This window comes from Paenibacillus sp. JT22N12 (assembly GCF_056269365.1).
Window position 1 is genome coordinate 171,747 of record NZ_JBWDNU010000005.1, and the last position, 14,274, is coordinate 186,020.

General features: G+C 47.3%; 11 protein-coding genes. 6 read left to right on the plus strand and 5 right to left on the minus strand.

Annotated features, from left to right (window positions below):
- Positions 1-6: 6 nt before the first annotated feature.
- Complete coding sequence (gene gcvPA, locus AC0YOA_RS20055) at positions 7-1,365, plus strand: aminomethyl-transferring glycine dehydrogenase subunit GcvPA (protein ID WP_475788101.1); 1,359 nt, start codon at positions 7-9, stop codon at positions 1,363-1,365.
- Positions 1,366-1,415: 50 nt separating this feature from the next.
- A complete protein-coding gene (gene gcvPB, locus AC0YOA_RS20060) occupies positions 1,416-2,879 on the plus strand; it encodes an aminomethyl-transferring glycine dehydrogenase subunit GcvPB (protein ID WP_475788334.1) in 1,464 nt (487 codons plus the stop codon).
- Positions 2,880-3,201: 322 nt separating this feature from the next.
- Here gcvPB and AC0YOA_RS20065 read toward each other — a convergent pair whose 3' ends face one another.
- The 3 genes from AC0YOA_RS20065 to AC0YOA_RS20075 all read right to left on the minus strand — a co-directional run bounded on the left by AC0YOA_RS20065 (position 3,202) and on the right by AC0YOA_RS20075 (position 7,158).
- Entirely contained in the window at positions 3,202-4,158 is a 957-nt protein-coding gene (locus AC0YOA_RS20065) for a phytanoyl-CoA dioxygenase family protein (RefSeq protein ID WP_475788102.1), read from the minus strand.
- Between the two features lie 208 nt (positions 4,159-4,366).
- Positions 4,367-6,436, minus strand: a complete 2,070-nt coding sequence (locus AC0YOA_RS20070) for a serine hydrolase domain-containing protein (RefSeq protein ID WP_475788103.1) — start codon at positions 6,434-6,436, stop codon at positions 4,367-4,369.
- A 317-nt stretch (positions 6,437-6,753) separates the two neighbouring features.
- Entirely contained in the window at positions 6,754-7,158 is a 405-nt protein-coding gene (locus tag AC0YOA_RS20075; protein ID WP_475788104.1) for a hypothetical protein, read from the minus strand.
- A 155-nt stretch (positions 7,159-7,313) separates the two neighbouring features.
- Here AC0YOA_RS20075 and AC0YOA_RS20080 point away from each other — a divergent pair, with 155 nt between their 5' ends.
- Positions 7,314-8,426, plus strand: a complete 1,113-nt coding sequence (locus tag AC0YOA_RS20080; protein WP_475788335.1) for a GerAB/ArcD/ProY family transporter — start codon at positions 7,314-7,316, stop codon at positions 8,424-8,426.
- Between the two features lie 189 nt (positions 8,427-8,615).
- Here the strand turns inward: AC0YOA_RS20080 and AC0YOA_RS20085 are convergent, their stop codons facing one another.
- Complete coding sequence (locus AC0YOA_RS20085) at positions 8,616-9,395, minus strand: alpha/beta fold hydrolase (RefSeq protein WP_475788105.1); 780 nt, start codon at positions 9,393-9,395, stop codon at positions 8,616-8,618.
- 212 nt (positions 9,396-9,607) lie between these two features.
- On the opposite strand from AC0YOA_RS20085, the gene AC0YOA_RS20090 reads away from it, so the two are divergent.
- Genes AC0YOA_RS20090 through AC0YOA_RS20100 form a run of 3 tightly spaced genes read left to right on the plus strand, consistent with a single transcriptional unit; the run spans position 9,608 to position 13,256 of the window.
- A complete protein-coding gene (locus AC0YOA_RS20090; protein WP_475788106.1) occupies positions 9,608-11,080 on the plus strand; it encodes a spore germination protein in 1,473 nt (490 codons plus the stop codon).
- 26 nt (positions 11,081-11,106) lie between these two features.
- Positions 11,107-12,165 carry a Ger(x)C family spore germination protein gene (locus AC0YOA_RS20095; protein ID WP_475788107.1) on the plus strand — a complete coding sequence of 353 codons (1,059 nt, stop codon included), beginning with the start codon at positions 11,107-11,109 and terminating at the stop codon, positions 12,163-12,165.
- Complete coding sequence (locus AC0YOA_RS20100) at positions 12,165-13,256, plus strand: GerAB/ArcD/ProY family transporter (RefSeq protein ID WP_475788108.1); 1,092 nt, start codon at positions 12,165-12,167, stop codon at positions 13,254-13,256. Before AC0YOA_RS20095 ends, AC0YOA_RS20100 begins: the two co-directional genes overlap by 1 nt.
- Before the next feature lie 169 nt (positions 13,257-13,425).
- Here the strand turns inward: AC0YOA_RS20100 and AC0YOA_RS20105 are convergent, their stop codons facing one another.
- Positions 13,426-13,932 carry a GNAT family N-acetyltransferase gene (locus AC0YOA_RS20105; RefSeq protein ID WP_475788109.1) on the minus strand — a complete coding sequence of 169 codons (507 nt, stop codon included), beginning with the start codon at positions 13,930-13,932 and terminating at the stop codon, positions 13,426-13,428.
- Positions 13,933-14,274 lie beyond the last annotated feature (342 nt).

Sequence of the window (14,274 nt, forward strand, 5' to 3'; positions counted from 1 at the left end):
TCGATAATGACCAGTATTCACCGCTATATTCCGATGACTGATCAGGACCAAGCCGACATGCTGAAGACGGTCGGCGCCTCAACGACGGAGGAATTGTTCCGCGATATTCCCGAATCGATCCGATACCGTGGAGTGCTGCCTATGTCTTCCGCACTCGACGAATTTTCGCTGCTTGAGCATATGAAGGAGCTGGCCGGACGGAGCGCCGACACGGACCGCTATAAAAGCTTCCTCGGAGCCGGCATATATGATCACCATATTCCGGTTGTCATCAACCATATGATCTCCCGCTCCGAATTTTATACCGCGTACACGCCTTACCAGCCAGAGATAAGCCAGGGCGAGCTTCAGGCTATCTTCGAATTTCAATCGTATATTTGTGAACTGACCGGTATGGCTGTCGCCAACGCGAGCATGTACGACGGGGTTACTGCCCTGTCCGAAGCCGGTGCGCTGGCGGCCGGGGCGACGAAAAGAAAACAGCTCGTCATCTCACGCACCGTACACCCTGAAGCGCGGCAAATGGTGCAAACCATGGCCAAGGGCCTGAATTTGGAGATCCTGGAGATCGGCTATGCAAACGGCGTTACTGACCTCGATGCCCTTCAGGCAGCCGTCAGCTCAAAGACGGCGGCGGTGCTCATCCAGTCGCCAAATTTTTTCGGTTCTGTCGAAGACCTCGCCGCCATTAAGCCGATTATCCATGGAGTTAAAGGGCTATTCATCGTCAGCGCCAATCCGATGTCACTTGGTCTGCTCGAGGCGCCTGGCAAGATCGGCGCAGACATCGTCGTCGGCGATGCGCAGCCGCTAGGTATCCCGCAATCGCTCGGCGGTCCTACCTGCGGCTTTTTCGCTGTCGCGGAGCCGCTCATGCGCCGTATGCCAGGCAGGATCGTCGGTCAGACAGCCGACATCGACGGCAAACGCGGCTTTGTGCTGACGCTTCAGGCACGGGAGCAGCATATCCGCCGCGAGAAGGCGACCTCCAACATCTGCTCGAACCAGGCGCTGCTCGCCCTGTGCGCTTCCATTTACTTATCGACAATGGGCAAGGAGGGCTTACGGGAAGCGGCCAACCTGAACCTGCAGAAGGCACACTATGCCGCCCAACAATTTAAGCAGCAACCTGGATACAAGCTTCCGTTCTCCACTCCATTCTTCAACGAGTTCGTTGTAAAGCTTCCGGACGGGGCGTCAGTGAAAGATATAAATCTGAAGCTCCTCGAATCCGGCTTTCTCGGCGGCTACGATCTGGGTCTCGCCTATCCGGAGCTTGAAGGGCATATGCTGGTCGCCGTCACTGAAAAACGCACCCGCACCGAAATCGACAGCTTTGTAAGCCGACTGGGGGAATCGATATGACAACGACAACGTCGGGCACCGGCGATACGAACAGGAACGAGGCGAGCCGGATGTCTGCGAAACATGAAAAATCACTTATTTTCGAGCTGAGCAAGCCGGGCCGCGCGGCCTATTCTCTCCCGCCTTGCGACGTGCCGGAAGCGGATCATATTGAATATATTCCGTCCCCGATGCTAAGGGCGGTCCCCGCGCAGCTTCCCGAAGTGTATGAGGTGGACGTCATCCGTCATTACACCGAGCTGTCCCGCCGCAACTTCGGCGTAGACAACGGCTTTTATCCGCTTGGCTCCTGTACGATGAAGTACAATCCCAAAATCAACGAGGATACAGCGCGCTTTGCCGGCTTCGCCAAGATACATCCGTATCAGCCGGAGGAAAGCATCCAGGGGGCGCTCGAGATTATGTACACGCTGCAAAATGATCTCGCTGTACTGACCGGCATGGACCAGGTGACGCTGCAGCCTGCGGCGGGCGCCCACGGCGAATGGACCGGCCTGATGATGATCCGCGCCTACCACGAGAGCAGAGGCGATAAACGGACAAAGGTGATCGTTCCCGACTCGTCGCACGGAACAAATCCGGCAAGTGCGACCGTCGCAGGTTTCGAGACGGTTACGATCAAGTCAAATGAACGCGGCATGGTCGATTTGGATGCTCTTCGCGCGGAGGTGGGCAGTGATACTGCAGCCCTGATGCTTACCAATCCAAACACGCTCGGCCTGTTTGAGGAGCAGATTGTGGAGATCGCGGAGATCGTTCACGAAGCGGGCGGCCTGCTCTATTACGATGGTGCAAACTCTAACGCCATTATGGGAATTACCCGTCCAGGCGATATGGGGTTTGACGTCGTGCATCTTAACCTGCATAAGACGATGAGCACGCCCCATGGCGGCGGCGGCCCCGGTTCGGGTCCGGTCGGCGTGAAGAGCATTCTTATCCCCTTCTTGCCGAAGCCGCTCGTCAGCCGCAGAGAAGACGGATCATACTTCTTTGATTACGAACGTCCCGAATCGATTGGCCGCGTCAAAGCCTTTTACGGCAACTTCGGCATTCTAGTCCGCGCGTATACCTATATCCGGACATACGGTCCGGAAGGGCTGCGGCGCGTATCCGAATGCGCGGTTCTTAATGCCAACTATATGATGCACCGCCTTGCTTCGCATTACGAGATTCCCTATCCTGGCCTGTGCAAGCACGAGTTCGTTATGTCGGGGAGCGGCCTGAAAGCCTTCGGCGTTCGGACGCTGGACGTTGCCAAGCGGCTGCTTGACTTTGGATACCACCCGCCGACCATATACTTCCCGCTTAACGTGGAGGAGTGTATTATGATTGAGCCTACCGAAACCGAGAGTAAAGAGACGCTTGATGGCTTCATTGATACCATGATCCGGATTGCTGAAGAAGCCAGAACCAATCCGGAGCTCGTCATCAACGCGCCCTATAACACGGTTGTCCGCAGACTGGACGAGACGACGGCTGCACGCAAGCCTGTTTTGAACTGTTCATGCAGCTGACAAATTAGAGGAGCGTATACTCATAACACCAAGAAGAAACGGCAGAAGCCGTCTTTTGGCCGTAAAAGTTAGTATCTTCCTCAAAATTATCTGAAAAGTAGAGGCCAAATTTTATACTTTCTGACAGTTAAAACAATGCCCCGCCCTCAGCGGTGTCCTCAAGGAATGAGTGAACTTCAGCCCTTGGCGACGAATGCTGTGCGCGGGGCATTTTTGTATGAGGACTTCTGTGAAATCCATTGGCAATAAACAAGAAAACAGCCGCTCATCTCCCGAAGGAAACGGCGGCTTATTGATTAATGCCTGGAGTGTATGAGGCGGTTCAAGTCCGCTCTATTGAACGCCGCACGCTGATCTCAAGCGGAGAATAATCCTCAGCATTCGCTCTGTTCAAATTCATCCGTCTGTCCAGAGGAGTGGCGCGGTTGCACATGAATCTGGGCACCCCGGAATGATTCTGCGACGCGCTATGATAAAGGAACGGATGGCAGAGCAGCACATCGCCAGGAGATGCGGGCGTCTCAACCACCCGCAGATGAAACCCGTTGCTGTCCACATGCGTCTGCTCCATGAACCTTTGAATACGATCACTACCTCCGGGCACAGCCGCTGCAGCCGTGTCGTTCGCATAGATATCAGCTACCGCTGCATCACGGTCTTTTGTATCCGTCAGCTCCCTCAACCAGGGGTGAGAGCGGTTGGCTATCTGGATCGCTTCACCAGCCATAGGACCGTAGTTATGCTCTGCCAGTACATTGGCGACGACTTTATGGGAACCTTCGGCAACCAGTGTGCTTCCGCTGTGTGTGCCGATCTCCGAGAATACGCACAGCAGCAATAAGCCCTGCTCCGGGCTGTCAACATAATGCGGACGCATCATTCCGTCCCAGTGCCACCCCTTAGCCGGCACATCCCAAGGGAGATCCGCTCCTGATGCGAAGTTGATCGGCCACCAGCCCCACTGCGTCTTGTCACCGTCCTGCCCATATACGGAGCGTTCCTTCCAACGGCCTTCTCCGACCACATCCTCAATGGCGTCGGCCAGCCTCAAGGTGTTGCATACTTGAAATTCCTCTGCGTCAAACTGTTCCTTGATGTGCACCATCGGCTGATTCCAGGTAGAGCGGTCATTCTTCTTCACACCCTGCTTTTCTATCTCTGTCCAGAGAAAATCTTGCGCGGCAAGCGCCGACTTGCGCGGAAACGCCTCTTCCAGATGAACATATCCGAGTTCGATGAATTGCTCGATTTGCGATTTTGTTAACACTTTAGTTTTCATTATCCCACATCCTATCATGAATGCTGACCTCGTACTTATACTATAAAACGTACTCCCAACATTCACTACGCAGTTAAAGGATTGGATTAACGGTTTTATGACTTGTTATATCTAATATTTACCAATAAATCCCATCAACAACATGCCGGCATAACGAAAGAGGGAGATGTCTGGACAGCAGACAATCCCCCTCTTTTGGTTTTAGGTATTATTTAATGGAAATATCTATTTTCGAACCGGCTTCGCCGGCAAAAACAATGGAGCCGTTCTCAGGCAGTACGAATTTATGATTGCCGCTGATTACGCTGTAGTTCACGCATGTACCCTGTTCGTCATATATGGCAAACGAGCCGTGCGCAGGCATCTTCACCTGTATGGTCTTGCCGGCGGCTTTGCCGGATACCGTATACCACTTGGCCAGACCACTCTCCGGGATCGTCGCTGTCGATTTTTTGCCCGGATAGATCGGCTTCACGGCGGCTTCACTCGCATAGAGGCTTCCTCCTGATTCGAGATATTCGATTCCATCCTCTTTATAGAAGGTAAAGGCCTGGGTATCTCTGCCCGCCATCGTCGGGATCTGCAAGTCGCCGGCCGATGTGTTCGGACCGGTTATTTTTTGGTCCAGCACATAACCGGGCGTTTCTTGGAACAAGTCCAACTTGAGGGCCGGCAGCAGCAAATACGCAAGCGACGTATATTTCTCATCGACCAGGTAATATTTCTTGCCGCTGCGCTCCTTCCATGCCGCAGCAGTCTCTTCCGGTATGCTGTTGGCTTCAAGCTTCTCGGCGGAGTAGTGCGACAAGGCCGTCTGGCCCAGACCCGGCAGCGAGACATATGCCCGGATCCACAGATACGTATGCCCGTTCTCCTCCTGCATGAAGCTGAGCTTCGTGTTTCCGTCCGCACTCATGAACGATCCATCCGCTGTGTACACATATTTCTCTGCCGGAGCCTCCGGCATTTGCACCGACGATACGGACAGTTCGCCTTCCTTGCTGATGTCTGCCTTGATCACTTGATTCGTCGCTCCGTATATTCCCGCTTCATTCATCATTTCCGCCGGCATCGCTGCCTTGACTGGAGCGCCGAACGACTTCTCAGGCTTGATTTCGGCAATGACCCCTTTTTCCTGCAGCGCTCCCAGCAGAATTTCATTCGCCAGCAGCTGGTCCGTCGTGCTGGCGCCGCCGGAAGAGAGAACTGCAGCGGCCATGTTATGCTCGGGAAGCACGACGAGCGAGGCGTGATAGAGAATTGTGTCTCCGCCCTTCGTCAGCGCCTTAATGCCATAATTGCCGAACGGGAACAGATTGACGCTGTCCCAACCAAGCCCGTAATTGACAGACGTATCCGCATCCTCGGGCCACATTCCTCTCTTATACTCTTCCTGCTCCATAGCGGTTACCGAATCTTCTGAGAGTATGCCTTCGGTTTGCCCGGTGAAGATTTGCGAGAAACGGACCAAATCCTCCGCCGTAGAGTAGATGCCGCCGGTTCCGATAACGTTGACTGTCTCGTTCGGCAGCTGTCCCTGATATGTAGGGAAGTAAAGTCCCGCCATGCGGGATGTGTCAGGCTGATCCAGCGGGGTCTTGGTATTGGACATTCCCAGCGGCTGCGTAAAATATTGATGAATATACGAGGTGAAGTCCATGCCGCTGACCTGCTCTACCAAAAGCTCAGCTAATGTAAACCCGTCGTTGCTGTAAACCGAATACGCGCCGGGATCGGCCTTCAGCTTCTGATCCGCTAATTTCTTCAGCAGTATATCGTGCGCGTAGGTATCGTCGTCTTCAAATAAAAAAGCGTTGGTTAGCGTCGAACCGTAAAGTCCGGATGAATGATTCAGCAGCATGCGCGGCGTAATTTGCTTGTAACGCTCATCTTGCATCGTAAAGTCCGGGATATACTGAACGACAGGCGTGTCCAGATCGATTTTCCCTTCGTCTGCCAGCTTCATCACGGCCGCCGTTATGAACATTTTGCTTGTCGACCCGATGCCGTACATCGTGTCCTCCGTCAGCGGCTTTTTTCCCTTCTCGTCGTTGCGGCCGGACTCGCCGGAGATGACAATCCTGCCTTGATCGATAAGAGCATACTGAACGCTTGTCGTATTGTAAGTTCCAGTAAGCAGCTCGGCTTTCTCGGCAGCAGCCTTCCGCGTGGCCTCATAGTCGGGCGTATCGCTTTGACCGGCAGCCATAGCTCCCGTCGGTATCAGCAGCGACACCACAAGTGCCGCAGCCGTCATCCACAATCCTCTTTTTCGCATTAGAACCTCCTAAAATAGTAAAATAGTTTTTTTGCGATGCTTACCGTATCGACCATCCTCCTTCGAAAGCATACGCTTGGGGCAGAATCTATATTTAATACGTAAGAGCGTCCTAAAAGAGTCCATTATTTGAAGTGTCTGTAAAAATATTAATGTTGCTCCGATAAGGTTCGAGTCAAAATTACTCTATCAGACTTGTACTCTTCCCCATCCGAACATTAAGAAAGGCCAACCAGAAATCTCCGGCTGACCTTGATGCTACGAAAGCTGCTTGGCTTAAATCGTCCTTTTTAATGGGCAAATTTGTCGATGCGTATTTATTCCTTCATAAACCGGGTGCATACTATCCTGCACACAAGAACAAGGCAAAACGAAATGGATTGCAAAAGAATGAGGTTATTTTCCTCTGGTGATAAAAGCATTTTACGTGCCAATACCGTCAAGAAAATATCTGTGAGACGCATGGGGTTCCGCAGCCGCAGCAATTCCATTATTTCGAAGACCAGGATCAACGAAAAAATATCCTCTGCTACTTGGTGAAAATCATTCAGAACATCAGACGGTTGGTTTAATAATGTAAACCATTTGCTAATGAATCCGACTATACCAAGACACAACGCAATGAGAATAAGGACGTAGATCCCAAAGTGCAGCCAGGAGGAAAGCTTATATAGAGCATCAACAGACTTTTTGTAATTCTCACGGTTCATAATTCTTTTCAACTTGATCCCTCTTCGACAGAAATGTTTTATATATTGTGCCCAAATTTTTGTATTCAATCGCCATTAACAAAGGCTGCGATACATATTTGGATGAAAAAAATGGAATCCTACCTGTATCATGACTTGTTTCTAGGAAGGAGAAAATCAACTTGGAGATGCGTCAAATCACAACGATCCAGGTGGCAGCAGTTCTGATTAGCACAACGGTTGGAGCCGGCGTATTCGCGCTTCCCCGCCTTGCCGTTTTTGCTGCTGATACGGGAGCTCCGCTTATCACATTAATCGGGGCATTGGTCGGATTGTTCGGGCTGCTTCTCATTACAGTACTTGGCGTACGTTTTCCTGAAAAATCGATCGTGCAGTACAGCGAGGACATTCTGGGAAGGGGTACCGCGTTTGTGGCAAGCATGAGCATCGTTTCGTTCTTCACCGTATGGACTGCGCTCATTTCCCGGGAATTCGGAGAAGTTGTCGTCACATCCCTATTGAGACAGACTCCCTTGGAAGTGACTGTCCTTGTCATGCTGCTGCTTGCCGCAATCTTCGCAAGAACTGACATTGTGACCTTCGTCAACACCCATCTTTTTTATATGCCTTTTATTTTGGTGCCAGGTATTACCGTTATAGGCTTGTCTTTTAAAAATTCCCATATTCTGAACTTGCTCCCGATATGGGGAAACGAGCATCATCAATTGTTTTCGGGGATATTAATGATTGCCGCCTTGTTTCAAGGCTCATTCATCATGACGCTGGTCATCCCATTCATGCGCTCCCCCAAGAGAGCCTATGTGTCCATGCTTTGGGGCTGGGCAGTTCCGAGCGGCACATATGTACTCATCGTCATTGCTTCTGTAGCCGTATTCGGACCTGAGGAAGTCAAATTATTGATGTGGCCCACCTTGGAATTGGCAAAAACAACCTCGGTTCCGGCCAATATATTGGAACGGCTGGATGCGGCGCTTCTGGCGGTATTCGTGACCAATGTGTTCACCGCGCTGTTCTCCTGTTATTATTTTATCATCAGATCCTTGACCTATATGTTTCATCTACGTGATCATAAAATGTTCGTTTATTTCATACTCCCTTTTATCTTTCTGATCGCCATGCTGCCGCAAAACATTCTTCAAATGTACCAGATTCTTGAATTTGTCGGAAAAATAGGACTGATTATTACGATCGGGTATCCGGCTTTGTTGTGGATTATGGCTGTCATTCGTAAAAAAAGGGGAGAACCGGATAATATCCGGGACAGCGGCGGGAAAAGTTAGCATTTTCTTGGTTCTATAGGTCATTCTTGCGTGGACATTTTTTCAACGATGCAATGACAAAAAGTAAAAGATTTGGAGAAGAAGCAAAAGGAGCTGACGCGGCAGTTCCTTCGTCAAATGTCTTTATTAAGCTATCTTGCTTCCCCTAAACTTCCATCGTTTAATTATCCTCGAATAGATACCACAATATTACTTAAGAAAGCCCGAAAGCAATGGCAGCAAGGTTTTTGCATTAACCATGTGGTCTTGGCCTGCAAGTTGTACGAACTTTGCTTCTGGAATTGCCTTCGTTAGTTGGCGGCCGACATCTTGTATGCTGGCGGGGCTTTTTTCGCCAACGATGATTTGTGCTGGTACAGAAACTCGAGTGACTCGTTCAACGGGTGGCATATCCTGAGTTAGAGCAATATCATAAGCGAGGGTTGGAGCAAGTGCTTTCATAGTTCGCCAGCCAGGAAATAACGGCAATAACAAAACAAATACTTTTGGCATCCCAATACCTTTCAAAAAGGTGCTCATTGCTTGCGCTCTCTTGCCGTTATCGAGTAGTTTGTGTATGGTTTGACTTAATTGTTTGTATTCGGCCTTTTCTTTCTCGTCGTGCACATATGGCGCATCATACATAACTACCTTTTGTACTTTGCTGCCCAGTCGCAGTGCAGCCTCAAGTGCCAGCACGGCACCTGAGGAATGTCCATACAAATACGCCGTCCCGCCAGCTGCATCAATCATGGCTTCGATATCTTCGATTTCACGTTCCATAGAATATGGCAGCGTATTGCCACTATCGCCCCGTCCACGACGGTCGTAGCTGTAAACTGTGAATTCAGCGGCAAATACTTTGGCATCCTGCACAATTGGCTTAAATGAGCGAAAGCAGCTCGCTCCTGTAATGTATACGAGCGCTGGTCCACTACCGTAGACATCGTACGCTAAGATTGTGTCGTCTTTTGATTTTGTTGTTTTCATGATATCTCCTTTTTACACCAGCGTTTTTAATTAGCGATCAGTTTCTGAAACGTATCTTCCTGAATATGGTATCAGATAACATCATCCATTCTATCAGGAGATAAGCGCGGAAATTTCTTATCGATTGCTCTTTTGTAAAATAACGGGTATAACTTCAACTTCAGAACCTCATAATAAGACGAATTATTTTTCCTAGACAGGTGGTACGTCTTATGCTCCCCAATATACATAAGGCTTTAAGAGAGCTCTCAAAATCAGATGATTTTCTACAGATAACCCTAAGCATAAAAGATAAGCTTCTTCATTTTTCGTACTATAAAACGCTTATAAACCATGAACAATTTCACCATGATTTACTCTCTTTTATTCAAATCTCGAATGGTGAAATCAAAAATTTGCATAATTTAAAGGCCTTGATTCCCATTGAAGGAATCAAACTTTCTTCAGACCTGGAAGAAATTTTACAAAGTTTGGCTCACGGTTCAATTTTCCTTCAAATGGATCCCCATCTAAATGAAGGCCTTTTAGTGGACATCGCGGATTTAAAACTGGGCCATCGTGGTTATAATGATACCGAAAATGAATACAGCGTAATTGGTCCGAAGGTCGGTTTTGTCGAAAATATAGATACCAATATGACTTTACTTCGAAGAGCGCTTGTAACTGAAAAACTTATATTTGAGGAACTCATCGTTGGTTCTATTTCAAAAACGAGAATCGTTATCGCTTATTTGGAGGGTATTACCAATCCTCAACATGTAAATACGGCAAGGCAGAGGCTCTTGGACCTTGATTTTGACGTGGTTTTTGACAGTTCTCTTCTGGAACAACTTATCACAGACAACTCGAATTCTCCCTTCCCGTTATTTTTGTCCAGTGAACGCCTGGACAGAATCATGTATTCTTTGATAAACGGGCAAGTATCCCTTATATGTGACGGTTCTCCGACTGTACTTTCGGGACCCGTCAACTTATTTAGCTTTATAGCTTCTGGGGAAGATTACTATTTGCCGTGGATTTTGGGTTCATTCTTTCGTCTTATTCGTTATTTTGGGATTGTGTTTTCAATGCTGGCTACTTCCTTTTATGTTGCGATTCTTACTTTTCACTACACAATCATTCCCAGGGATCTTTTAGGCCCAATCATCGAATCCAGAATAAACGTTCCGTTCCCTCCTTTGCTGGAAGTCCTGTTCTTGGAAATAACCATCGAGCTGCTGCGCGAAGCCGGGTCCAGATTGCCTACAAAAGTCAGTCAAACGTTGGGCATTGTAGGGGGTATTGTACTTGGGCAAGCAGCGGTGCAAGCTGGTTTAACCAGTAATATTTTGCTCATCATCGTAGCTCTTTCGGCATTGGCTTCCTTTACCACGCCTGCCTTTAAGATGTCCAACACGATACGGTTTTTACGTTTTCCATTGATTATCTTAGCATCCTTGTGGGGCGGTTTAGGCATAATGTTTGGGTTAATGTTTATTTTAGGCCATTTATTGCGTTTGAAATCGATGGGTTCGCCGTATATCGTGCCCGTGTTCCCTTTTCGCCACAAAAGTTTCAACGACAGTTTTATCCGTTCTTCCTTTACCCTTCTTTCTAAACGATTTTTATTTAGTCGTCCTCTCTCGACAAAAAGATATTCCGTACAAAAAAATAAAGATATCGGTGACGACTATAATAATGAATAGTGTTGCGCAGATAGGAGGATGAAATCATGAAAGGGCATATCTTGGCTCTCCTCTGCTGTTGCCTATTATCCGGTTGCGCGCAAGAGACGATAATCGACCGGATTAGTATTCTCCAAAGCATGGGCGTAGACATCGAAGGAGAGACGTATAAGATAAGCGCTTCTTATCCTACGTATATAAAAGCTTTCCGGGAACAATCCGTATCCCCGATAACAGCGGAGTCGAAAATCATGTACGGGATGTTCACAGCCCTAGCTGCCAAGTCTCCTCAACCTATCGAAATCGGTCAAATGCGCACATTGGTAATTAGCGAAAAAATCGCAAGAGAAGCCATCTCTGAGCTTGCCGATATCATCAATCGAGAATCCATTAAAAGCAGCAATGCTACCATAGTTATAACAAAACAAAATGCCAGTTCGATAATATCCGAAACGTTAAAAAAACCTCCCTTTTTCTTATCGGAGCTAATCGAACAAAACATGCATCATGGGAATACGCCGATAACAAATTATCATTCATTCATAAATCAGTATTATGGAGAAGGCCAGGATGTTTATTTACCCGTTATCAATACAGATCAGGGCTTATTACATATGGATGGTGTCGGCGTCTTTAAAGGGGCCGAATTAAAGCTCTGGTTAACCAACGAAGAAGGATTATATTTAAAGCTCCTTAAAGACAAAGCCCTGACAGGCGAATATGATTTCACGACCGTTCCAAAAGATATGTATTCCTTTATCATTCTGCACGGAAAGAGAAAAATAGCCATCGCGCAAAACGGAAAAGCAGCGATATCCCTTGAATTAACCATCGTGCTTAGAGAAATTCCGGAAAATATAAACGCTCAGAAAAAAGACGATTTGCATAAGGTAAGGAAGCAAATCGAAGAAAAATTAGCTTCGGAAATCAAAACGATGCTAATCCGTTTACAAAAGAACAATGTCGATCCTATCGGCTTCGGAGAGCAATACAGGAGGCAGCATAGAAGCTATAGCGAGAACGGATTTAATGGAAAAATCTACCCCAATCTGGATTTTGAAGTTAAGACGAAGATTATTATTTCACACTCAGGGGTTGGTCATTAGTGCAGAATCGGGTGAAGGAAAATTACACAATTTCCGGATACTTTGTATTTTTCTTAATCGGCGTTTCCCAAACTGCCGCTAACATTCTGAATTTTCAAAGTCTTGTCCTTGAGGATGCCGGTCAAGATGCCTGGATATCGATTATCCTCATGGGTTTGAGCCTGCATCTAATCATCTGGATGGTTTATAAGATGCTCGGTAATCCGGCTAAAGACGTAATTGACTTACACCGAAAGATCTTCGGCAGCTTCCTGGGCAATGCCGTTTCTCTGCTATTAGTCGGATACTATTTTATAATGGCTCTATTTTACTTCCGAACTTACATTGAAATCATTCAAGTATGGGTATTTCCAACCCTTAGAACATGGGCTTTGGCAGGGCTCTTAATTTGCATGATTTATTATGTCGTATCCGGCGGTTTCAGGGTTGTTGCCGGGTTTAGCTTTTTCGGGGCTCTGATCCCTTTGCTCTTTTTGCTTTACTTCCCGATACGACAAGGCAATCTCCATAATTTATTGCCTTTGCTTAATCATTCTTTTCTTGATTTGCTAAAAGGATCTAAATCTTCCAGTTTCATTTTCTTCGGACTTGAAACTTTGCTTATTTACTTCCCTTTCTTAAAATTACCCGAAAAAAACGTAAAATGGGCGCATTTCGCCTTGCTTTTCACGACATTCAAACATACGGCAATAATCATTGTAACTCTGATGTTTTTTAGTCAGGGACTGCTGAAACATACGATATGGCCAACCTTGGCGATGACGAAAATCGTTGAGTTATCCTTCATTGCAAGGTTTGAATACCTTTTTATTTTTATCTGGCTTTTGGTTATCATCCCGACGGTTTGTATCCCTATATGGTGCTGTACAAGAATTATGAAAAGAGTTACCGCGCTTAAACCCCGGCTGTCTCTACCCGTTATACTGGCAACCCTTCTCATCGCCGCGCTTGCGCTCAAAGAACAAACGAAGATCGGTGCATTAGAAAAAATCATAAATGAGTCAGGATTTTATTTCATCTTTGCCTATATCCCGTTACTATTTATAATCAGTCGCGTTGCATCAAACTCTGATTCCGATGTTGTCAAATAATTCTGAAACTGATTTATTGTGACACTTCCAAAAGGTTATATTTCATTATCCTGCCCACTTAACAGAATGAGTCTGCCGATTTAGCCAGCAGCCTCATTCTGGTGGTTTATTGAGTTCTTGTGCCCGTTGGTTGAACCCTAAGAACTCAGAAATGGATACAATTTAGCTTTCATGAGGTGCATACCCCAAATGGTGCATTGGAGAGTCGCAATGCGGTTATTAGCTCATCTTCGAAGATTTCGCCGTTGTCACGGAAGCCGAAGCTTTCATAAAGCTTTTTGGCGGCCACGTTATCAGCCTTATAAGAAATCCAGCAGTAATGCGCAGGCCCTGCCGGAAAGGTGCGGATAAATTCCAAAATTTTTTTCATGGCTTCCCGACCGTAGCCCCTGTTTTGGTATTGCTTGCCAATCATCAGTCGCAGGATGCAATAGCTGTCATCTGCGATTGTCGGGCGTTCATACCCGGTGATTCTATAAGTTATCATAACAAAACCGACCGGTTGTTCATCCGCGTAAATGGCAAACGGAAATGGATGTCCCCCATTGGTTGCAAGGACATAACACGAAGCCACGCTTGACAGATTGGACGCAACGAAGCGGCGTTGATCTTCTGAGACTTCCAGGTTGAATATGGAACGTCGATTTTCCAGCGTGATTTTTCTGAGTGTAATCATGCAGGGCTTCTCCTTCTTTGGTAAAATGACATGTGGCTCTATGTTTAATCTCCCTTATCGTTTTTGCGCCGCGGTCGCTTAATTAACATACAATTAATGCGAAAAAAGTAATAGACTTATGTTGAATTTTTTTATACACTATTATGTATCTATGGCTTTTTTAGGGATCATCCTTATTTGGCATTATTGGTTAAACCGGCACATAATTGTGCCGGTTTTATTTTTTCGTTAACGTTAACTGCCCTTACTTCAACAGACGAAAAAGGAGCTGCCGCGTGGCTAGCTCCTCATTAACGTGCCCAGTTAGCTTAATCCCGTAGTTTATCTCAGCTTCACGAGGTA